This is a genomic window from Methyloversatilis sp. XJ19-13, assembly GCF_024580155.1.
Lineage (GTDB): Bacteria > Pseudomonadota > Gammaproteobacteria > Burkholderiales > Rhodocyclaceae > Methyloversatilis.
This window is the reverse complement of sequence record NZ_JANINH010000009.1, coordinates 1-21,823: the sequence shown is the minus strand read 5'-3', so window position 1 is coordinate 21,823 and position 21,823 is coordinate 1. Positions and strand designations below refer to the sequence as shown.

The 21,823-nt window shown below is 64.7% G+C and carries 17 protein-coding genes, 1 pseudogene and 2 riboswitches; of the genes and pseudogenes, 14 read left to right on the top strand and 4 right to left on the bottom strand.

Annotated elements, in window-relative coordinates; genetic code table 11:
* Positions 1-2: 2 nt before the first annotated feature.
* The 6 genes from accB to NMQ14_RS12615 all read left to right on the top strand — a co-directional run bounded on the left by accB (position 3) and on the right by NMQ14_RS12615 (position 5,269).
* Positions 3-455 (top strand): acetyl-CoA carboxylase biotin carboxyl carrier protein, encoded by a 453-nt coding sequence (gene accB, locus NMQ14_RS12640; protein WP_257096676.1) that lies wholly within the window; start codon positions 3-5, stop codon positions 453-455.
* 137 nt (positions 456-592) lie between these two features.
* Complete coding sequence (gene accC, locus NMQ14_RS12635; protein ID WP_257080844.1) at positions 593-1,954, top strand: acetyl-CoA carboxylase biotin carboxylase subunit; 1,362 nt, start codon at positions 593-595, stop codon at positions 1,952-1,954.
* Positions 1,951-2,880 carry a 50S ribosomal protein L11 methyltransferase gene (prmA, locus tag NMQ14_RS12630; RefSeq protein WP_257096675.1) on the top strand — a complete coding sequence of 310 codons (930 nt, stop codon included), beginning with the start codon at positions 1,951-1,953 and terminating at the stop codon, positions 2,878-2,880. The genes accC and prmA overlap by 4 nt, the downstream gene beginning before the upstream one ends.
* The gene (locus tag NMQ14_RS12625) at positions 2,880-4,310 is read left to right on the top strand and encodes a DUF3426 domain-containing protein (RefSeq protein ID WP_257096674.1); all 1,431 of its coding nucleotides are present in this window, start codon (positions 2,880-2,882) and stop codon (positions 4,308-4,310) included. The genes prmA and NMQ14_RS12625 overlap by 1 nt, the downstream gene beginning before the upstream one ends.
* Before the next feature lie 48 nt (positions 4,311-4,358).
* The gene (gene tpx, locus NMQ14_RS12620; protein WP_257096673.1) at positions 4,359-4,862 is read left to right on the top strand and encodes a thiol peroxidase; all 504 of its coding nucleotides are present in this window, start codon (positions 4,359-4,361) and stop codon (positions 4,860-4,862) included.
* A 29-nt stretch (positions 4,863-4,891) separates the two neighbouring features.
* Positions 4,892-5,269: a diacylglycerol kinase gene (locus tag NMQ14_RS12615; protein ID WP_257096671.1), complete on the top strand. Its 378-nt coding sequence runs from the start codon at positions 4,892-4,894 to the stop codon at positions 5,267-5,269.
* A 46-nt stretch (positions 5,270-5,315) separates the two neighbouring features.
* On the opposite strand, the gene NMQ14_RS12610 is transcribed toward NMQ14_RS12615, so the two are convergent.
* Positions 5,316-6,449: a PilT/PilU family type 4a pilus ATPase gene (locus NMQ14_RS12610; RefSeq protein ID WP_257080839.1), complete on the bottom strand. Its 1,134-nt coding sequence runs from the start codon at positions 6,447-6,449 to the stop codon at positions 5,316-5,318.
* A gap of 80 nt (positions 6,450-6,529) precedes the next feature.
* On the bottom strand, positions 6,530-7,573 hold the full coding sequence (locus NMQ14_RS12605; RefSeq protein WP_069039183.1) for a type IV pilus twitching motility protein PilT: 1,044 nt from the start codon (positions 7,571-7,573) through the stop codon (positions 6,530-6,532).
* Between the two features lie 86 nt (positions 7,574-7,659).
* On the opposite strand from NMQ14_RS12605, the gene NMQ14_RS12600 reads away from it, so the two are divergent.
* The 6 genes from NMQ14_RS12600 to NMQ14_RS12575 all read left to right on the top strand — a co-directional run bounded on the left by NMQ14_RS12600 (position 7,660) and on the right by NMQ14_RS12575 (position 15,873).
* A complete protein-coding gene (locus NMQ14_RS12600) occupies positions 7,660-8,349 on the top strand; it encodes a YggS family pyridoxal phosphate-dependent enzyme (RefSeq protein ID WP_257096668.1) in 690 nt (229 codons plus the stop codon).
* 141 nt (positions 8,350-8,490) lie between these two features.
* Entirely contained in the window at positions 8,491-12,657 is a 4,167-nt protein-coding gene (locus tag NMQ14_RS12595) for a PAS domain S-box protein (protein ID WP_257096666.1), read from the top strand.
* Positions 12,658-12,685: 28 nt separating this feature from the next.
* Positions 12,686-13,870, top strand: a complete 1,185-nt coding sequence (locus tag NMQ14_RS12590) for an EAL domain-containing protein (protein ID WP_257096664.1) — start codon at positions 12,686-12,688, stop codon at positions 13,868-13,870.
* Positions 13,871-14,085: 215 nt separating this feature from the next.
* Entirely contained in the window at positions 14,086-14,889 is an 804-nt protein-coding gene (gene lgt / locus NMQ14_RS12585) for a prolipoprotein diacylglyceryl transferase (protein WP_257096662.1), read from the top strand.
* An 11-nt stretch (positions 14,890-14,900) separates the two neighbouring features.
* A complete protein-coding gene (locus NMQ14_RS12580; RefSeq protein ID WP_257096660.1) occupies positions 14,901-15,362 on the top strand; it encodes a VOC family protein in 462 nt (153 codons plus the stop codon).
* Positions 15,363-15,498: 136 nt separating this feature from the next.
* Positions 15,499-15,873, top strand: a complete 375-nt coding sequence (locus NMQ14_RS12575; protein WP_257080832.1) for a hypothetical protein — start codon at positions 15,499-15,501, stop codon at positions 15,871-15,873.
* A gap of 59 nt (positions 15,874-15,932) precedes the next feature.
* Here NMQ14_RS12575 and NMQ14_RS12570 read toward each other — a convergent pair whose 3' ends face one another.
* Positions 15,933-17,474 carry a C13 family peptidase gene (locus tag NMQ14_RS12570; RefSeq protein WP_257096658.1) on the bottom strand — a complete coding sequence of 514 codons (1,542 nt, stop codon included), beginning with the start codon at positions 17,472-17,474 and terminating at the stop codon, positions 15,933-15,935.
* A 141-nt stretch (positions 17,475-17,615) separates the two neighbouring features.
* Positions 17,616-17,712: riboswitch (S-adenosyl-L-homocysteine riboswitch) on the top strand.
* Between the two features lie 70 nt (positions 17,713-17,782).
* On the opposite strand from NMQ14_RS12570, the gene ahcY reads away from it, so the two are divergent.
* A complete protein-coding gene (gene ahcY / locus NMQ14_RS12565) occupies positions 17,783-19,192 on the top strand; it encodes an adenosylhomocysteinase (RefSeq protein WP_257096656.1) in 1,410 nt (469 codons plus the stop codon).
* Between the two features lie 184 nt (positions 19,193-19,376).
* Here the strand turns inward: ahcY and NMQ14_RS12560 are convergent, their stop codons facing one another.
* Positions 19,377-20,924, bottom strand: coding sequence for a carbonic anhydrase (locus NMQ14_RS12560; RefSeq protein ID WP_257096654.1), 1,548 nt, complete (start codon positions 20,922-20,924; stop codon positions 19,377-19,379).
* A gap of 116 nt (positions 20,925-21,040) precedes the next feature.
* Positions 21,041-21,142: riboswitch (TPP riboswitch) on the top strand.
* Between the two features lie 38 nt (positions 21,143-21,180).
* Here NMQ14_RS12560 and NMQ14_RS12555 point away from each other — a divergent pair.
* Positions 21,181-21,823, top strand: a pseudogene (locus tag NMQ14_RS12555) (phosphomethylpyrimidine synthase ThiC); the annotation flags it as partial.

Here is a 21,823-nt window from a genome sequence, read left to right as displayed (position 1 = left end):
TCATGGATTTGCGCAAACTCAAGAAGCTGATCGATCTGGTACAGGAATCGGGTATTTCGGAACTCGAGGTCACCGAGGGCGAAGAAAAGGTGCGCATTGCAAAGCACCTGCCCCCCACCATGCAGACCACCTATGTATCGAGCCAGCCGCCGCAGCAGGCGGCACCGGTCGCTACCGTTGCCGCCCTGCCGGTCGTGCCGGTCGAGGCGGCCCAGCCTGAGGGTCATGTGGTCAAGTCGCCGATGGTCGGCAGCTTCTACCGTTCGTCTTCGCCCGGCGGCAAGTCATTCGTCGATATCGGTCAGACCGTCGTGGTCGGCGAAACGCTGTGCATCATCGAAGCGATGAAGCTCATGAACGAGATTGAGTCAGACGCTGCCGGCGTCGTGAAGGCGATACTGGTCGAGAACGGCCAGCCGGTCGAATACGGCCAGCCGCTGTTCATCATCGGCTGAGCGCGGACCCGAAACGATGTTTGAAAAGATACTGATCGCAAACCGCGGCGACCAGCTGCCCTCGGGCAGCGCAGCGACGAAGTCAAATCGCACGACGGCCAGAGGCCGTCAGGGCGGTTTCGCCGCGGAGGTTGCCTATGTTTGAAAAGATACTGATCGCAAACCGCGGCGAAATCGCCCTGCGCATCCTGCGGGCGTGCCGCGAGCTGGGTATCCGCACGGTGGCGGTGCATTCCGAAGCCGACACCGAAGCGAAATACGTCAAGCTTGCCGACGAATCGGTATGCATCGGCCCGGCTCCGTCCAGCCAGTCCTACCTGAACATCCCGGCCATCATTTCGGCGGCCGAGGTGACCGATTCGGAAGCCATTCATCCGGGCTACGGCTTCCTGTCCGAAAACGCCGACTTTGCCGAACGGGTCGAGCGCAGCGGTTTCGTATTCATCGGCCCGCGCCCGGAAACCATCACGCTGATGGGTGACAAGGTATCGGCCAAGGATGCGATGAAGGAAGCGGGCGTGCCGGTCGTGCCCGGCTCGGAAGGCGCGCTCGGCGATGACCCGAAGGAAATCATCCGCATCGCGCGCGGCATCGGTTATCCGGTGATCATCAAGGCCGCTGGCGGCGGCGGCGGACGCGGCATGCGTACCGTACATACCGAAGCGGCCCTGCTCAATGCGGTACAGATGACGCGGACGGAAGCGGGGGCAGCGTTCAACAACCCCTCGGTGTACATGGAGAAGTTTCTCGAAAACCCGCGCCACATCGAAATCCAGGTGCTGGCAGACGCACACCGCAACGCGGTCTATCTGGGCGAGCGCGACTGTTCCATGCAGCGGCGGCACCAGAAGATCATCGAGGAAGCACCGGCGCCCGGCATTCCGGCCCGCATCATCGCGCGCGTCGGCGAACGCTGCGCCGAAGCCTGCCGGCGCATCAACTATCGCGGCGCCGGCACCTTCGAGTTCCTGTTCGAGAACGGCGAGTTCTATTTCATCGAAATGAACACCCGCATCCAGGTGGAACATCCGGTGACGGAACTGATCACCGGCATCGACCTGGTGCAGGAGCAGATCCGCGTGGCGGCAGGCGAAAAGCTGCGCTTCAAGCAACGCGACATCAAGCTGACCGGCCATGCGCTGGAATGCCGCATCAACGCCGAAGACCCGTACAAGTTCACACCCAGCCCGGGCAAGATCACCGGGTATCACCCGCCGGGCGGCCCGGGTGTGCGCGTCGATTCGCACGTCTATCAGGGCTACACCGTGCCGCCCTATTACGACTCGATGATCGGCAAGGTGATCACCTATGGCGACACCCGCGACCAGGCAATCCGCCGCATGAGCATTGCCCTGTCGGAAATGATCGTCAGCGGCATCAAGACCAACATCCCGCTGCACCAGGAGTTGATGCAGGACGCGCGCTTCGTCGATGGCGGCACCAGCATCCACTACCTCGAACAGAAGCTGGCGGATCAGGTCCTGGCCAAAGCCAAATGAGCACCGACGACCAGCCCGTGAGTGCAGCAGGCGGCTGGATCACCGTCACGCTGCTGGCTGATTCGCTTCACGCCGAAGCACTGTCGGACGCGCTGCTCGACGCCGGCGCGCTGTCGGTCGACATCGAGGACGCCGACGCTGGAACGCCCGATGAAAGACCCCAGTTCGGCGAGCCCGGGCTGCCGGTGGCGGTCGAGTTGTGGCCGCATTCGCGCCTGCATGCGCTGTTCGAACACGATGCAGATCTCGCCTCCGCCATGGCCGAGGCCGCCGAGGCGGCAGGTCTGACCGCCCCTCCACCCTATACGACGTCGCAGCTCGACGAGCAGAACTGGGTGCGCATCACGCAGGCCCAGTTCGACCCGATCCGCGTGTCGGACCGACTGTGGATCGTGCCCTCCTGGCACGCCCAGCCCGACCCGGCGGCCATCAACATCACGCTCGATCCGGGCATGGCCTTCGGCACCGGTTCGCACCCGACCACCCGTCTCTGCCTGGAATGGCTGGACCGCGTAATCACCGGCGGCGAAACCGTCATCGACTATGGATGCGGCTCGGGTATCCTGGCACTGGCGGCCTCGCGGCTCGGCGCGGCGCGGGTGACCGGCACCGACATCGACCCGCACGCACTCGACGCCGCGCGCTACAACGCCGAGCGCAATGGCGCCACACTCGAGCTCATGCATTCGCGCGAAACCATCGACCATCAGGCCGACATCGTGGTGGCCAACATCCTCGCCAATCCGCTGACCGTGCTGGCGCCGCTGTTGTGCGGCCTGACCCGCCGCAGCGGCGGGCGCATTGCGCTGTCGGGCATCCTGTCTGCCCAGACCGACATGGTGTGCGACGCCTATCGCCCGGCCTTCGAACTGGAGGTTGCCGGCGAGCGGGACGGCTGGGTGCTGCTGACCGGGACACGCCTCTGATGCTGTCCCGCTGCCCGGCCTGCGCCACCGTCTTCCGCGTCGATACGGTGCAGATCCGGGCACGCGAAGGCCGCGTGCGCTGTGGCCGCTGCCATGCCGTATTCGATGCACTGGACGCGATGGTCGACATCGCCACCCTGCGTGCGGGCGGGCCGGTCGCCACCGGGATCACGCCGGAGACCCCACCGCTGTCGCCGGCGTCGGCCACGTTCGTTGCGGACAAGACCCCTGTAGTCGACGACGCGCCTATCAGCGATTTTTCACGCATCTTCGCAGCTGCATCGACTGACGAGACTGACCGCCCGCCTGCACCGCGCGAAGAAAGCCATGCCACGCTGAATGTGGTCGATGCGCCCGAAGTCCGGGTGAGCACCGAACCGTCTGCCGTCACGACCGACCTGCTCACCGACCCGGCGGACCTCACGGAGCCCACCGGCCAGCCAATGCCCGAACCGGGTGGCAGCATGGACGCGCTGGTCGCGCGCACCACCGACTACTGGGGCATGCCCTCGCCGTCCGAACCGTCGGCCGTCACATTTCCCGAACCGGCTGCCACGCACGAACTCGACCCGGACGTCACGCAGCCGCTCGACATTTTCGAACTGGACGCTGCGGCCGGGCCCCAACCCGACCCTGCGGACGAACCGGGCCCATCAGCGGATTCGGCGAATGCGCCGTCTTCGCACAGTTTGCCGACCGAGGACGCGCTGGTCGCGGCAACCCTTGAGGGGCCTGCAGGCCCTGCGGCCCCCTCGCCAGACGACGCCATCAACGGAACCACCCCCGAACCCGGTACCAGCGGCGACACAACCGTCGAGGTATCTGCCCCGTCCCATGCGCCTGCACGCGACCCGCTGCTCGATCCGCCGCCGGCGCTTGAACCGGTGCGCGACCCGGCCATGCAGCGCATCCGGCGCGAACTGTACGGCGACGAAGAGCCGGCAACGCGCAGCGGACTTCAGACCTTGCTCTGGACCGCCGGCTGCCTGCTGCTCGCGCTGGTCGCAACGGGCCAGCTGGCCTATCACTTCCGCACCGAACTTGCGCTTGCCCAGCCCGCGCTCAAGCCCTTGTTCGAGCAGGCGTGCGCGCGCATCGGCTGCAGCGTGCCGGCGCCGCGCGATCCGGACAAGGTCAGCATCGAGGCGTCGGAACTGACGCCGGAACCTGGTCGCGAGCCGCTGTTGCGCTTGTCGGCGTTGTTGCGCAACACCGCCGTATTCAAGCAGGAATGGCCGCATCTCGAACTGACGCTGACCGATACCGGCGACCGCGCCGTCGTGCGGCGCGTGCTGACGCCGTCGGAATTTCTGCCTCCGGACGCCCGCGCGAAGGGTTTCGCTCCGGCTTCGGAACAGACGGTCGGCGTGCTGGTCGACCCGGCGGAATCCGGCGCCAGCGGCTACCGCCTGTACGCCTTCTATCCCTGACCCCGGCGCGTCAGCGCCGGCCCCCACACCGACACCGAGGACACTGCGATGACCCAGACCGTATTGCTCGCCGGCACGCCCATCCATCTCGCCGGACATTTCCCCGTGCGGGGGTCGCGGGCACCGTCGTTCACGCTGGTCGGAACCGATCTGGCCGACGTTGCGCTGGCCAGTTTCGGCAGCCGGCGCAAGGTGCTCAACATCGTACCCAGCCTCGATACGCCGGTCTGCCAGGCATCGACTCGCCGCTTCAACGAGCAGGCCGGCAAGATGAACAATACCGTCGTGCTGGTCATTTCGGCCGATCTGCCGTTCGCGATGAAGCGCTTCTGCGAAACCGAGGGATTGTCCAACGTGGTGTCGTTGTCGACGCTGCGCGGTCGCGAGTTCATGGCGAACTACGGAGTGGAGATACTCGATGGACCGCTGGCCGGGCTGACCGCCCGCGCCGTCATCGTGCTCGACCCGAACAACGGGGTACTGCATGCCGAGCTGGTGCCGGAAATCAAGCAGGAACCCGACTACGACGCCGCACTGGCTGCGCTGAGGTAGGCGACTACCCAACCACCCGGTCACCGCAGATGGAAGAAAGTCCGTTCAAGGGCAAGACCGGCCTGCGCCGGCTGCTCAATGCCTCGCGTTATTCCGCCGAAGGGCTGGGTGCAGCGTTCCGCCACGAAGACGCCTTCCGGCAGGAGGTGATCGCCGCCATAGTGCTGATTCCGCTGGCGATCTGGCTGGGCAATACCGGCATCGAGCGCTCGCTGATGGCTTTTGCGGTGCTGCTGGTGCTGATCGTGGAACTGCTGAATTCGGCGATCGAAGCCACGGTGGACCGCATATCGCTCGAAAACCACCGCCTCGCCAAGCGCGCCAAGGACATCGGCTCGGCGGCGGTGATGCTGACGCTGCTGAACCTGGGTCTGGTGTGGGGGCTGATATTGGTGCAGCGGATCTGAAAATCACCCGGCGCTGCGCGACGCGAACGCCGTAACGGGCGTGTGCTCAGACCAGATCCAGCCCTGACGTCACGTTCAGGTTGCGGTCCTGCGCTTCCTTGCTGTTGAGCTTGATCTGCAGCCGCAGGTCGTTGACCGAGTCGGCGTTGCGCAGCGCGTCCTCGTAATTGATGCGGCCGGCTTCATACAGGTCGAACAGCGCCTGGTCGAAGGTCTGCATGCCGATCTCGCGCGAGCGCTTCATCACGTCCTTGATCTCGCCCACATTGCCCTTGAAGATGTGATCGGCGATCAGCGGCGAGTTCAGCATCACCTCGATCGCGGCCGCGCGCCCCTTGCCTTCCTTCATCGGCACCAGACGCTGCGAAATCATCGCGCGCAGATTCAGCGACAGATCCATCAGCAACTGCTCGCGCTTGTTCTCGGGGAAGAAGTTGATGATGCGGTCGATCGCCTGGTTGGCGCTGTTGGCGTGCAGCGTGGCCAGACACAGGTGGCCCGTTTCGGCGAACTGGATCGCGTGCTCCATCGTTTCGCGATCGCGGATTTCACCCATCAGGATGACGTCGGGCGCCTGGCGCAGCGTATTCTTCAGCGCGATTTCCCAGTCGGCGGTGTCCAGCCCGACCTCGCGTTGCGTCACTACGCAGTTCTTGTGTTCGTGCACATATTCGATCGGGTCCTCGATCGTGATGATGTGACCGTAGCTGTTGGTGTTGCGCCAGTCGACCAGCGCCGCCAGCGACGTGGTCTTGCCGGTACCGGTGCCGCCGACGAAGATGGTCAGGCCGCGCTTGGCCATCGCCACGTCCTTCAGCACGGTCGGCAGTCCCAGTTCGTCGAGCGTCGGAATCTTGGCGTTGATGGTGCGCAGCACGCAGCCGATCTTGCCCTGCTGCACGAAGGCATTGACGCGGAAGCGGCCGATGCCGGCCGGCGAGATCGCGAAATTGCATTCCTTCGTGGATTCGAATTCCGCCGCCTGCCGGTCATTCATGATGGCGCGCGCCAGCTCGGCCGTGTGCTGCGGCGTCAGCGACTGGTTGGACTGCGGAATGATGCGCCCGTCCACCTTGATGGCCGGCGGGAAACCGGCCGTCACAAACAGGTCCGACCCGCGTTTGGTCGCCATCAGGCGCAGCAGGTCGTACATGAATTTCAGTGCCTGATCTCTTTCCATCTACGCTCTCCGCTGCGATTGACGCGATTGATGCTGCCGACGTGTCCAGTGTAGCCGGCTGCACGTCCGGCCGACGCCGGTCACCCGGCGAAGGCGTCCTTGTTCTGTGCGCGGGTGCGCGCTTCGGCGTTCGATATCACATTGCGTCGCACCAGGTCGGTCAGGTTCTGGTCCAGAGTCTGCATGCCCACGTTGTGGCCGGTCTGGATCGCCGAATACATCTGGGCGATCTTGTTCTCGCGGATCAGGTTGCGGATGGCCGGCGTGCCGACCATGATTTCGTGCGCCGCAACGCGGCTGGCGCCATCCTTGGTCTTCAGCAGCGTCTGCGAAATGACGGCGCGCAGCGACTCCGACAGCATGGCCCGCACCATTTCCTTCTCTTCGGCCGGAAACACGTCAACGATACGGTCGATCGTCTTGGCGGCACTCGACGTGTGCAGGGTGCCGAACACCAGGTGGCCGGTTTCGGCAGCGGTCAGCGCCAGGCGGATGGTTTCCAGATCGCGCATTTCGCCCACCAGGATCACGTCCGGATCCTCCCGCAGCGCCGAGCGCAGCGCGTTGGCGAAACTGAGCGTATGCGGCCCGACCTCGCGCTGATTGATCAGGCAGCGTTTGGATTCATGGACGAATTCGATCGGATCTTCCACCGTCAGGATGTGGCCGTAGTCGTTTTCGTTCACGTAATCGACCATGGCCGCCAGCGTCGTGGACTTGCCGGAACCGGTCGGTCCGGTCACCAGCACGATGCCGCGCGGCGTGTTGGCGATCTCCTTGAATATCTTGGGTGCGTTCAGTTCTTCCAGCGTCAGCACCTTGGACGGAATGGTCCGGAACACCGCGCCGGCGCCGCGGTTCTGAACGAAGGCATTGACCCGGAAACGCGCCAGATTGGGCACCGCGAACGAGAAGTCGCACTCGAGGTGCTCTTCATACACCTTGCGCTGGGTGTCGTTCATGATGTCGTAGATCATGCCGTGCACATCCTTGTGCTCCATCGGCGGCAGATTGATGCGCCGCACGTCGCCGTGCACGCGGATCATCGGTGGCAGGCCGGCCGACAGATGCAAGTCGGACGCCTTGTTCTTGACGGAAAACGCGAGCAGTTCGGTGATGTCCATGCGTAACCTCGGAGCTGTTGCGACGCGCCGGGCAGCACGAACTGGTGCTTTCCGGCCAGAGATAAATCGATGAAATTCAGGGCATTATGATGAATATTTCAGACAACCTGCAAGCAGTTCGGCACCGCATTGCGGCAGCGGCTCACGCCTGCGGTCGCGATCCGGCGAGCATTTCGCTGCTGGCGGTCAGCAAGACCAAACCCGATTCGGACATCCTGGCCGCCGCGGCGGCAGGTCAGCATGCGTTCGGCGAAAACTACGTACAGGAAGGCTGCGACAAGGCGGAACGGCTGACCGCCGCGGGCCATGCACTCGAATGGCACTTCATCGGGCCGATCCAGAGCAACAAGACGCGGCCGGTGGCGACCTGGTTCGACTGGGTGCATGCCATCGACCGCGAGAAGATCGCGCAGCGCCTGTCCGAACAGCGACCACCCGACAAACCGCCGCTCTGCATATGTATACAGGTGAACGTCAGCGGCGAGGCGTCGAAAAGCGGCGTGAGCCCGGCCGACGTGGCCGCGCTCGCCGACGCGGTCGCGCGACTGCCCCGGCTGAAGCTGCGCGGCCTGATGGCCATTCCCGAACCGAGCGACGATGTCGTTCTCCAGCGTCAACGTTTTGCCCATTTACGGCAGGTGTTCGAAGAACTGAATGCAGCAGGACATGGTCTCGACACCTTGTCGATGGGCATGTCGCAGGATCTGGAGGCCGCCATCGCAGAAGGCGCGACCATCGTGCGCGTCGGCAGCGCGTTGTTCGGTGCGCGCGCATGACCCGCTGGCGATGGCAGGCCGAAGTGCATGGCCAAATCATGAAGCCAGTGGGCCGATTCAAGGTAGATTAGGGGTGAGCGAAGGGTGCGTTCCCTTCATTCAGGGGCGCGGGATCTGTCGACATTCATTCACGGAAGCGTCATGAGCCAGACCGATCATGCAGAACGCCGCCGGCTTGATGCACTGAAAGCCTGCGCAGTGCTCGACACCCCTCCGGATTCACAGATAGACCGCCTGACGCGGCTCGCTGCCCAGGTTTGCGGCACGCCGATCGCATTCACGAGCTTCATCGACGCATCGCGCCAGTGGTTCAAATCGACCGTCGGACTTGCCGGACTGCACGAGTTGCCGCGCGCAACCGCCTTCTGCGAGCGCACGATAGCCACCGGCAGTTCGTTCATGGTTTCCGACATCGATCAGTCGGCCGGTTTTTCAGACCACCCGCTGGTGCGCGCCGATCCACATGTCCGCATGTACGCCGGCGTGCCGCTGCGCACGCTCACCGGCTTTGCGGTCGGAACGCTGGCCGTGATGGACACCCGGCCGCGCACTCTTTCGCCGGAGGCACTCGAGGCGCTGGAGACGCTGGCGGCCCAGATCATGGCGCACGTCGAGCTTCAGCAGCAGAGCAAACAGATCGAGGCGCAGCGACAGCGCCTCGCCGACCAGCTTCAGGCCACGCAGCGGATGGCCGGAATCGGCACCTGGGCGTTCGACATTGCGACGCAGCAGCTGAATTGTTCGGACGAGGTGTATGCCATCCACGAAGTGCCGCGTGGTACCCGGTTCACGGTCGGCCAGGCGCTGGATTTCTATGCGCCGGAGTGGCGCTCGCTCATCACGGATGCCTTCGATGCCTGCCTTGAACAGGGTCGGCCATTCGACGAGGAACTGCAGATCATCACGGCCCGCGGGCAGCGGGTCTGGGTGCGTTCCATCGGACGTGCCGGCTTTGACCAGCAGGGTCGCGTGGTTCAGGTGCACGGCGCATTCCAGGACATATCCGCGCGCAAGCGTGCTACCGAAGAGACGAGGCGGCTGGCCAGCCGACTGTCGGCCACGCTGGAAAGCATGACGGACGGCGTGTTCGCGCTCGATGAAGACTGGCGCTTCACCTACATGAACCGCGAAGCAGGTCGCCTGCTGGCGCGCGACACGAACGCCGTCGTCGGCAAGCGGCTGTGGGACGAATTTCCCGGCAGCGAAACTTCGGAGATCGGCGACGCTTACCGGCGTGCCATCGCGCACAACGTCACGGTGGAATTCGACAGCTTTTTCGCGCCGATGGGCATCTGGTTCGAAGTCCACGCCTATCCGTCGGACGACGGCCTGACGGTCTACTTCCGCGACATCACCCAACGCAAGCAGCTCGAACAGGAGCGCGAGCACGAACGTGAATTTCTCGATGCGCTGCTCGAAAGCCTGTCGGAAGGCATCGTTGCCTGCGACGAACATGGCACGCTGTCAGTGTTCAACCGGGTGACCCGCGATCTGCACGGCCTGCCGCACGAGGCGCTCCCGCCGGAAGAGTGGGGGACGCGCTACAACCTGTTCGCGGCCGATGGCGTGACACCGCTTGCCACGGCAGACATTCCGCTGTTCCGCGCGCTGCGTGGCGAAATCGTCAAGGACGCGGTCATGGTGATCGCACCGGTCGGCCGCACGCCACGGCTGGTCCAGTGCAACGGACAGGCCATCGCAACGGTGTCCGGGCGAAAACTCGGCGCCGTGGTGGCGATGCACGACATCACCGAACGCGACCGTTCCGAGCGATTGTTGATGCAGCGCACGCGTGCATTGCATCTGCGCAGCCGCTGCAGCGAAGCGCTGATCCGCGTCCAGAACGAACAAGACCTGTTATACGAAATCTGCAACATCGCGGTCGACGGCGCTGGCTATCGGATGGCCTGGGTCGGCTATGCAGTGGATAGCCCGGAAAAGCCGGTCAGCGTGCAATGCCACGCGGGCTGGACGGATGGTTACCTGAACAGCATTCATCTGTCGTGGGATGAAAACCGCATCGATGGCAAGGGGCCGGCCGGTCGCGTGATTCGCGGCGGCGAGGCCATCTTCAGCAATGACCTGAGCCGTGACGAAAGCTTCCGCACGTGGGCGGCTGCGGCTGCGGCACGCGGCTACAAGGGTGGCGTATGGCTGCCGCTGAAGAACGAGCGGCGGACGTTCGGCGTACTTTCGCTTTACGCCGACGAAGTGAGGCTGATTTCCGACGAAGAAGTGGCGCTGCTGCAGAGGCTGGCCAATGACCTTGCATTCGGCATCTGCAGCATCCGCGTGCAGGATGAACGCCGTCGCCTGCAGTCGGCGGTGCTGAAGGTAGCCGCCGCCGTGTCGGCCAGCTCCGGCAACGAGTTCTTCGAGCAGCTCGTGCGCAACATGACGGAGGCGCTCGGCGCCGATGCGGGCTTCATGGCAGTCCTGCAACCCGGTGATCCACCGAGCGTACGCATCATCGCCGGCGTGCGTGACGGACAGGCCATGCCGGCGGCCGAATACGACATCCGACAGACGCCTTGCGAAGCCCTTCTTCACGATGAACAGTCGGTGATCCACAGCGGTGTCGCGGCGCTTCCAGGCATGGCCCAATCGCTGATCGCCACTGGCATGGAGGCCAGTGTCGGTCGTCAGCTGGTCGATTGCGAAGGCAGGGTGATCGGGTGTCTGTTCGTGCTGTTTGATCACCACCTCGAGGACCCCGATTTCGTGACCTCGACGCTGCGCATCTTTTCGACACGTGCCGCCGCAGAACTGGACCGGCAGCACGCCGATGCGCGCATCCGCGAACAGGCGTCACTGCTCGACAAGGCGCAGGATGCCATCATCGTGCGCAGCATCGACCATCGAGTGCTGTACTGGAACAAGAGCGCCGAGCGCATGTACGGATGGCCGGCTCACGAAGCGATCGGGCAGCGGGTGAGCGCTCTGTTCTATCTCGACGACACGGTTTTCCGGATCGCCACGCAGCAGGTCGTCACCACCGGCGAATGGACGGGCGAGATCACACAGCGTCGCAAGGATGGCAGTTCGCTGACCGTGGAAGGGCACTGGACACTGCTGACCGATGCCGACGGCAAGCCCAAATCGATACTGGCGATCAACACTGACATCACGCACCGCCTCGCCGTGGAAGCGCAGCTCGAACAGGCACAGAGGCTGGAAGCTGTCGGCCAGCTGACCGGTGGCGTGGCGCATGACTTCAACAATCTGCTGACCGTCATCCTCGGCAATTCCGAACTGCTGATGGAAAAGCTGGCCGATAACGATCGCCTGCGCATGCTGGCAGAAATGACCCGCACGGCCGCCCAGCGCGGCGCCGATCTCACGCATCGACTGCTCGCCTTTTCGCGCAGGCAGGCGCTGGAACCCAGATCGGTGGATACCCATGGCGTGCTGCTCGGCATGCACGACATGCTGCGCCGCACGCTGGGCGAAAACATCGAAATCGAATTCCGCCACGGGTCCGGCCTGTGGCGTGCGCTGGTCGACCCGTCGCAGCTGGAAGGCGCCGTACTCAACCTGTGCATCAATGCGCGTGATGCCATGAAGGGCGGCGGACGGCTCACGATGGAAACGACCAACGCCTGGCTCGATGACACGCACGGCACCCCCTATCCTGACCTGTCGCCGGGTCAGTATGTGCTGGTCGCCGTGTCGGACACCGGCACCGGCATAGCGCCGGAACACCTTGCACGCGTGTTCGAGCCCTTCTTCACCACGAAGGAGAAGGGCAAGGGCACCGGACTGGGGCTCAGCATGGTGTTCGGCTTCGTCAAGCAGTCGCGGGGGCACGTGAAGGTGTACTCCGAGATCGGCCAGGGCACGACGGTCAAGATGTATCTGCCGCGAGCCGACCTGTCGGACGAATGGTCGGAGGATTGGTCGCCCGACACCGGTGCCGAACGCGATGCCCAGGACGGCGACGAAACCGTGCTGCTGGTCGAAGACGACGAACTGGTCCGTCAGCATGCGAGAAACGTGCTGCTCGGCCTCGGCTACACGGTGATCGAAGCGACCAACGGACCGGATGCATTGCAGATCATCCGTGGCCAGTCGCACATCGACCTGTTGTTTACCGATGTCATCATGCCGGGCGGCATGAACGGTCCGCAGCTCGTCGAAGCGGCGCACGGCGTGCGACCGCAGCTCAAGGTGCTGTATACCTCTGGCTACACCGAGAACGCGATCGTGCATCAGGGGCGACTCGACAAGGGCGTGCACCTGCTGAACAAGCCGTACCGGCGCGCCGAACTGGCACGCAAAGTCAGGCTGGCACTGTCCGGCTCGAGATGAACATGCCTCTGTCCGAAAGCACCGCACCATGTTGAACGGCCGACTGCTGGTACTTGACGACGACCTCGCGGTCGCACAGACGATTGCATGGATCGCCGAAGAAACCGGGCTGGAAACCCGGATCACCTGCGAACCGGTGCAGTTCTTCGAAGCATGCGATCAGTGGCAGCCCACCCATATTGCGATGGATCTCGTGATGCCGGACATGGATGGCGTCGAAGTCATGCGCGTGCTGGCCATCAAGGGCTGCCGCGCCCAGATCATCATCACCAGCGGCGTCGGCGGCCGCATTCTCGATGCCGCCAAGCGGTCGGCCACCGAACACGGCCTGAACGTGACCGGCATCGTGTCGAAGCCCTTTTCGCCGGCCGCCCTGCGCAGCCTGCTCGCCATCGAACCGCCGACCGCAAGGGCACCGGACGGCACCGCCGCCGGTGACTCGGCCTTCGTGCCCGATCGGGTCGAACTGCGCCGGGCGCTCGACGCCCGCGAGTTCGTGCTCGCCTACCAGCCGAAAGTCGTCTGCGGCAGCCACCAGCTTGCGGGCTTCGAGGCACTCGTGCGCTGGCAGCACCCGCGGGCCGGGCTCATCATGCCCGACCGCTTCATTCCGCTGGCCGAAAGCACCGGTCTGATCGACCCGCTGACCGAGCAGGTGTTCGAACAGGCACTCGCCTGGTTTTCCGGCAGCTGTCGCGGCACCGGGTTGTCGCTGTCGGTGAACATTTCCGCCCGCAGCCTGATCGACTTCCAGCTGGCGGAATTCATTTCCGGCCTGTGCGCCACGCATGGCGTTTCCCCCGGACAGCTCATTCTCGAACTGACCGAAACCAGCGCGATGGACGACCCGGTCACGTCGCTCGACCTGCTGACCCGGCTGCGCATGCGAGGATTCCAGCTGTCGATCGATGACTTCGGCACCGGCTACTCATCGATGGTGCAGCTGGTCCGCCTGCCGTTCTCGGAAATGAAGGTCGACAAATCCTTCGTCATGAACGCCATGGCGTCGCAGGAATCACGCACCGTCATCCGCTCCATCGTCGACCTCGGTCACAGCCTCGGCCTGCGCCTCACAGCCGAAGGCGTCGAGGATCAGGGCGCGCTCGACTACCTGACGTCGATCGGCTGCGACCTCGCACAGGGCTATTTCATTGCCCGCCCGATGAGCGGCGACGCCGCGCGGCACTGGCAACCCGCGACCAGCGCGGCCTGAATTCCGACATCGCAGGGTTGCCGAAGCAGTGCAGCAACAGTGCGTCGTTTGCGGACATCGTCGGTCGTTCCCCGCTGCCGGCTGGACGGTTGTTGATCGCCGCCCACCGTGCCCGACTCATGGTTTGCGGCACCCGCGTCGGGTCACCGTCTGCACAGCCGGACGCGCCGACCGGCTAGACTGCCGCCTTCGATGCACTTCCCCAAGCTCCCGACGTGCCCGCCTCCGACTTCCTGATCCACCCCACGATTTCCCCCATCGCCTTCGAACTGGGCCCGCTTGCCGTGCGCTGGTACGGGCTGATGTATCTGCTGGCGTTCGTCGGCTTCATGCTGCTCGGTCGGGTCCATGCACGGCGGCTGGCCGCGCAGGGCGTGCCCGCGCTCGACACGAAGCAGATCGATGACCTGCTGTTTTTCGGCGTGCTGGGCGTGGTGTTGGGCGGGCGGCTGGGCTACGTGCTGTTCTACAAGCCGGCGTATTATTTCGAGAACTGGCATGAGATTCCGGCCATCTGGTCCGGCGGCATGAGTTTCCACGGCGGCTTTCTCGGCGTGCTGATCGCGGCGGCGCTGTTTGCACGCCGCACGGACTGGCGTTTCTTCCAGCTGACCGACTTCATCGCGCCCCTGGTGCCGCTCGGGTTGGCTGCCGGGCGCATGGGCAATTTCATCAATGCGGAACTGGTCGGGCGCGTGACCGATGTGCCCTGGGCCATGATCTTTCCGACTGTCGATGCGCTGCCGCGCCATCCGTCGCAGTTGTACCAGTTTGCCGGCGAGGGGCTCGCGTTGTTCGCGCTGCTGTGGTGGTTTGCACGCAAGCCGCGACCGATGGCAGCGGTCAGTGCCATGTTCCTGATCGGCTATGGCGGCTTCCGCTTTCTGGCGGAGTTCGGCCGCGAGCCGGACGATTTTCTAGGCCTGCTGGCCGGCGGGCTGTCGATGGGGCAGTGGCTCAGCCTGCCGATGGTCGCGGCAGGCATCGTAATGATGATCCTGGCGTATCGCCGTACTTGAGGAGTGAATCCATGAACCGACCTTTCCGCATCCTCGGCCTGCAACAGATCGCCATCGGCGGTCCGGACCGCATGAAACTGCGGCATCTGTGGGTCGATGTGTTCGGCCTCGGTCTGGAAGGCGACTTCACGTCGGAGCGCGAGAACGTCGTCGAGGACATCGCCGTGCTGGGCACGGGACCGACCCGGGTCGAGGTCGATCTGATGCAGCCACTCGACCTGTCGAAGAAGCCGCGCGTCGACGAGCCTGCGCTGAATCACATCGGCCTGTGGGTGGACGATCTGCCGAAGGCGGTCGAGTGGATGACGGCGCAGGGGATGCGTTTCACGCCGGGCGGCATCCGCCGTGGCGCCGCCGGCTTCGACATCGTGTTCATCCACCCGAAAGGCAACGAACAGTTCCCGCTGTGCGGCGAGGGCGTGCTGATTGAGCTGGTGCAGGCGCCCCCTGAAGTCGTGGCGGCACTGGGTTGAGACGACGTCGATGTGCAGGACGCAGGCTTGCCGCTTCGTCAAGCCTGCGGCACCATGAGGCTGCAGCGGTGCGACACGCGCCGCCCGGATCACCGCGTGACAGGGTGACCTTCATAACGACGGAGACTGACTGACCATGAAAAAACTGCTCTGCCTGCTGTTCAGCGTCCTTGCGCTTGCCGCCTGTTCGCCGATGAAACCCACGCCGGCCGGGCAGTGGGACTATCAGGTCCTCGAAACGCCGGAAGGCGACGTGACCGGCACGCTGACGATCACCGGCCCGAACGCCGATGCCAAGTCCTTTTCGGTGCTGATGAAGGCCAATGGCAGCGAACTGGCCATGGATCGATTCACGTTCGACAGCGAAACGAACAAGATCGATGGCGAATTCATCTATTCGGGCATGAAGGTGAAGGTCGACGCCAAGCAGCACGAAAGTGGCGACGAAATCACCGGCGCCATGTGGGTGTCCGGCCTGGACTTCCCGTTCAAGGCCACGCGCAAGAAGTGACCGTCCGGCGGGGGCCATGCCCCTGTCACGACCGGCAGTCGAAAACGACCGGTGCCGACTCAGCGCCGGTTCGCAGGGTGGGCGCACTTTCTCTGCGCTGACTCGCCATCGCAGGGCGGCTGCGAAAGGTCGACGTTCGCGTCGCCCGCAGCCTGCGCGGACGGCAAATCCGGCCTTGCCTGCCACCCGGCGTCCAGATCGGCGAGCCGCAACCTGATCGTCTCCCCCACGGCAATCTGCGGTTCCGACGGCTCCAGCCCCTCTGCCGATTCGCGTTGCGCCACCGCGGCGCGCGCGCGCTCGAAAGCGTCGGGGAACGAAGTCGTTTCGCGCAGCGCCTCGTCGAAGAAGGCGCGACCGAAAAAGGTCCAGTCTGCCTCGTGCGAGCAACCGTGCGAATTGCGGTCAGCACGCGACGCCGACATCACCAGCGTGTCGGGTCCGGCCAGCGGCGGCACGAAGCCGCCCGAATAGCAGGCCGACACCAGGATGACGCGGTTGCGGATGCCCGCCGCGTCGAGCAGTCCGGCCAGCCGCTGCGGCGTCAGCTGTTCCAGCTCCCATGGCCACAGGCTGAGATCGAACAGGTGGTTTTCGGCGCCATGGGAGGTCAGGAAGACGAACAGCACGTCTTCATCGTCGTCCATCCGCTGCGCGATGATCTGCAGGCTGCGTTCAAGCGCGCTGACCGTGGCGAGCGGGCGGGTCAGCACGGTGCCGGGGTTGTTGGCCAGCACCACACTGCGCCCGCCGGTGCCGAAGCGTTCCGCAAACAGGCGCTCGACCTTTTCCACCTCGCGCAGGAACACGTCCTGCGCGCCATGACCCGCGACCGCCAGCAGGAACAGGTCGGTCCTGCCCGGCTGGCCGGGTTCCAGCCGCGCCAGTGCCTCGGTCAGCAGCAAGGGTTGACGGTAGATCACGGTTTCGCTGCGCGCCTGCTGCCAGCGTGCGGCTTCGGCCGGGTCCTGTGCGGGCTCGCTCGCCAGCCAGAGCGGGGCTTGCGGACCGACCGCAATCTGCGGCACCACCAGCACCAGCAGCACCGCGCCGAGCACGCCAGCGCGCTGGATCCCGGTCGCGCCGTGCAGCCGGCACAGCGCGACGGTCGACGCCAGGATGCCCCAGCCCAGCGGCGCCCACCACAACCACTGGCTGTCATCGCCCAGACTGTCCCATATCCCGGCCGGCAACATGGCGACCAGGTTCCACGACACGTCGATCCATATCCTCAACGCGGCCAGCACCACCACGGCCTGCAAAAACGCGTCGGTCCGGTGCTGCCGACGGGTCACCAGCCAGGCACACAGCAGCAGCCAGGGCAGGTGAAACAGCTGACCGGGCAGCGCGCCGGGGTCGATCCGTCCGTCGCTGCCGGTGCGGGCGACTTCGAAACCGACACTGGCAAGCAGACCGGCGATCTCGAGCGCGACCCACGCCAGTACGCCTGCGCGCACGGCGGCCGGGGCGCGAACGGACAGCAGCAGACTGCCCAGCCCGGCGGCGAGGTTGCGGATGAGGTCGCCGAGGACGTTACCGGCAGGGCTCGACGGCGCCATGGGTGTCGGGGCGCCGGAAATATCGCTATTTTCGTGATTCATGCTCAAGTTGCGTTCGGAAAGACCGTAAATGCGGACGTGACGGGAACGTATTGCGGTTTTCGCCACTCTGTTGCCGGCGTCGCATCACTGGAGCGGGCAAATGCCCGGACCGATGAACAGTGCGACGTTATAATCGAAAGCCTCCGAGGAGCGCTGCGAGGTGCCGCAAGGCCCCCAGGCTCGGACCCCGCCAGACCGTCGCCGGTCGCGGGCACATTTGTAACGGCGCTCACCTGAACCCGCAGTGCCGGAATTGTCCGGTGGCGGATGGCAGGTGAGCACACCTGCCCTTGCAAAGGAGCCCGTAGATGAATGCCCCCAATGATCTGAAGGATTACGTGATTGCCGACCCGTCGCTGGCCGACTGGGGACGCAAGGAAATCGCCATCGCCGAGACCGAAATGCCCGGCCTGATGGCGATCCGCGAAGAGTACGCGACACAGCAGCCGCTGCGCGGCGCGCGCATCACCGGCAGCCTGCACATGACGATCCAGACCGCCGTGCTCATCCAGACGCTCGAAGCGCTGGGTGCCGAAGTACGCTGGGCCTCGTGCAACATCTACTCGACGCAGGACCACGCCGCTGCAGCGATCGCCGCTGCCGGCACGCCGGTGTTTGCGGTCAAGGGCGAGTCGCTGGTCGATTACTGGGATTACACCCATCGCATCTTCGAATGGCCGGACGGCGGTTTCAGCAACATGATCCTCGACGACGGCGGCGATGCCACGCTGCTGCTGCATCTCGGCACCAAGGCGGAATCCGATCCGACCGCGCTGCACCACCCGGCGAGCGAAGAGGAAGTCTGCCTGTTCAATTCGATCACCGAAACGCTCAAGCGTGACCCGAACTGGTATTCGAAGCGCCTGAAGCACATCAAGGGCGTGACCGAAGAAACCACCACCGGCGTGCATCGTCTGTACCAGATGCACAAGGAAGGCCGTCTGGCTTTCCCGGCCATCAACGTCAATGACTCGGTCACCAAGTCGAAGTTCGACAATCTGTATGGTTGCCGCGAGTCGCTGGTCGACGGCATCAAGCGCGCCACCGACGTGATGATCGCCGGCAAGGTCGCCGTCGTCGCCGGTTACGGCGATGTGGGCAAGGGCTCGGCACAGGCACTGCGCGCGCTGTCGGCCCAGGTGTGGGTCACCGAAATCGATCCGATCTGCGCACTGCAGGCCGCGATGGAAGGCTACCGCGTCGTCACGATGGATTACGCGGTCGAACACGCCGACATTTTCGTGACCGCCACCGGCAACTATCACGTCATCACGCATGAACACATGCTGAAGATGAAGGATCAGGCCATCGTGTGCAACATCGGCCACTTCGACAACGAAATCGACGTCGCTGCGCTCGAGCAATACGAGTGGGACGAAATCAAGCCGCAGGTCGATCACGTCATCTTCCCGTCGGGCCGTCGCATCATCCTGCTGGCCAAGGGTCGTCTGGTGAATCTGGGTTGCGGCACGGGTCATCCGTCGTACGTGATGTCCAGTTCCTTCGCCAACCAGACCATCGCCCAGATCGAACTGTTCACCGAAACAGAGAAGTATCCGGTCGGCGTCTACGTGCTGCCCAAGCACCTCGACGAAAAGGTCGCGCGCCTGCAGCTGAGGAAGCTGAATGCGCAGCTGACCGAACTGAGCGACGCGCAGGCGCGCTACATCGGCGTGCATCGCGAAGGTCCGTACAAGCCGGATCACTACCGCTACTGATCGACAGGCGGCCGGGAGGCTCCCGGCCCGGATCGACCTGCGGAAGGATGGCCTCCATGACGGTTCCAGCGGACCCGTCATGGAGGCTTTTTCGTTTTCGACGAAGCCGATCGCCTTGAAGGCAGCACGGGCCGGAGTCAAGGCAGGGCCGGGGACGGCGGGCGCCCGCTCGCGCCGAGGGCCTCTACCGCGACTGCTTGATCAGTCTCGAATTCGCGGCCTGCACCGGCCGCGCGTTGTTCCTGTACAGGTGACCGAACACACCGATCTGCTCGGCCGACACGAGGTGCGGCTGCTTGAGCACGATCCAGGTCACGCCCTCGGAACACGGCGGCGTCGTCAGCGAACCCATGTAGGTGAAGTATTCGCGCTTTTCCGGCAGCAGTTTCGCGAGGTCGATGCTCACATCCGGCGTCGATTCCACGTTTTTCTGCAGCGGCAGATAGGCCCAGAGCGTGTTGAAGATCGAGCTTTCTTCGCCACGATCGAGCAGCACCGCGACCACCGCCAGCTTGTTGTCCACATCGCGATGCACGAGGTGAGCCACCATTTCATAGCTCTTGCCGTTGATGCGTTCTTCGGCCGGCTTGTGGAAATGGAACTGCACCAGGTCGTAGCGCTTGCCCGACAGGGTAAAGCTGCTGCCCTCGCCGACATTGACCTGCACCGTATGGCCGTTGTCGATGATGCTGAAGTAGCTCGTCCTGTAGTCGAAACTGATCGGCGGCAGGTCGACCTTGATGCCTTCGCGGATGTCGATCGGCGATTGCGTGCGGCCTTCGCTGCACTGCGCCCATTCCGGCTTGAGCTTGCCCCAGTTCTGCGGTCCGAACTCGCCTTCGTAAGCCCAGTGAATGTCGCCGTGCGCAGCAGGATGCGGGGTCTCTTCCGCTGCTGCCTTGGGTTTCGGCTTGGGCCCCGCATGGATGTCCGGCGCCAGGGCGGCCATCTGCATCGGCCTGGTTTTTGGCCGGTACGGCGGCGGCAAGGGAATCTCACTGCGCGTGACAGGCGGAGCGGGCTTCGCGACCGGGGCAGCCACCTTTTCAGCGACCGGTTCGACCGACCGGGCTTGCGCCGGCTTGTCCGCCGCCGCAAGTTTTTCCTTCAGACCGGCCGGGGTAGTCACCTTCTCTGCGCTGTCCGGCTTCGGCGCAGCAGCTTTCGGTGCCGCAGCCATTTCGCTGCGCGCCTGCGCCGCAGCTTCCCGCAGATCGGGCTTGATGCTGACCATTTCGGTACGCTGGATACCGCCCTGCCCCTCGGCCGCGTTCGCCGCCGTCTGTGCGGCGCGACCCGCCTGCTCGGCAACCTGCCGCAATTCCTCGGCACCCGGCGGCTGACACACTTCGCGGAACAGCTTTTCGTCCAGAGTGCCGGGCAGCAGCGCGATGTCGCTGTCCGAGCCGGCACGTTCCTCGCGCAGTATCTTGTGGTTGGCATCCAGATAGACGCGCTTGATCGTGGCAAAGCGCAGGCTCTGGCAGTCGTAGCGGTTCAGCGCCTGCACCATCGCGTAGCCGGTTTTCTGGGCGTCGGCGTCGCTCAGCACCAGCCGTCCCCAGGCCACCTTCTTGCCGCTTTCTGCACGCAGCACGCTGTCACGGTCGATTTCGATGGTTTTGCCGCGGTCGGTCGACACGACGTGCCAGTCGGCCGCATGGGCAACGCCCAGCGCGCTGCACAGCGCGGCGGCGATCAGGAAGGAAGTCAGAGCGGGGATCTTTTGCATGGCAGGTCTCGTATCAGCCCTGTCCCGTTCGGGACGATGAGGGGTTTACGGCACGCGAGACCGGCCGCTTGAACCGCGCCGCTTGCGCTGGCGCAGCCGGCAGGGTACTTTCAGCCTGCACACGTTAGGGGTGCCGCCCGGCGCAGGCTGGCGGCTGAGACACACCCTCAACACCTGATCCGGATCATGCCGGCGTAGGGAAACGGGCAGCTCCACCTCCGGGCGCTGGCGTTCCCGTCGCCCCACAGGAGCTTTCATGAACGCCAAAGACCCGCTTTCCCGCGATTCCCGCGACACCTTCCTCGCCGCGCAGGCGCACGTCGACTCGGCGGCCATCGCGCCGCTGCCCAATTCGCGCAAGGTCTACATCGAAGGGTCGCGCCCGGACATCCGCGTGCCCATGCGCGAGATTTCCCAGTCCGACACCCCCGCCTCCTTCGGTGCCGAGAAGAATCCGCCGGTCTATGTCTATGACTGCTCCGGCCCCTACTCCGACCCGGCCGCCGCCATCGACATCCGCTCCGGCCTGCCCGGCGTGCGCTCGGGCTGGATCGCCGAGCGCGGCGACACCGAACAGCTGTCCGGTCTTTCGTCCGTCTTCGGCACCGAACGCGCCCGCGATGCGGCCACCGCCCACCTGCGCTTCCCCGGCCTGCACCGCGCACCGCGCCGTGCGCTGCCCGGGCGTAACGTCTCCCAGATGCACTACGCCCGTCAGGGCCTCATCACGCCCGAGATGGAGTACATAGCCATCCGCGAGAACCTGCAGCGGCGCCAGTACATCGAGTCACTGAAGGCCTCCGGCCCGACCGGTGCCAAGATGGCCGCCCTGCTCGGTCGCCAGCACCCGGGTCAGAGCTTCGGCGCGTCCATCCCCGCCGAAATCACCCCCGAGTTCG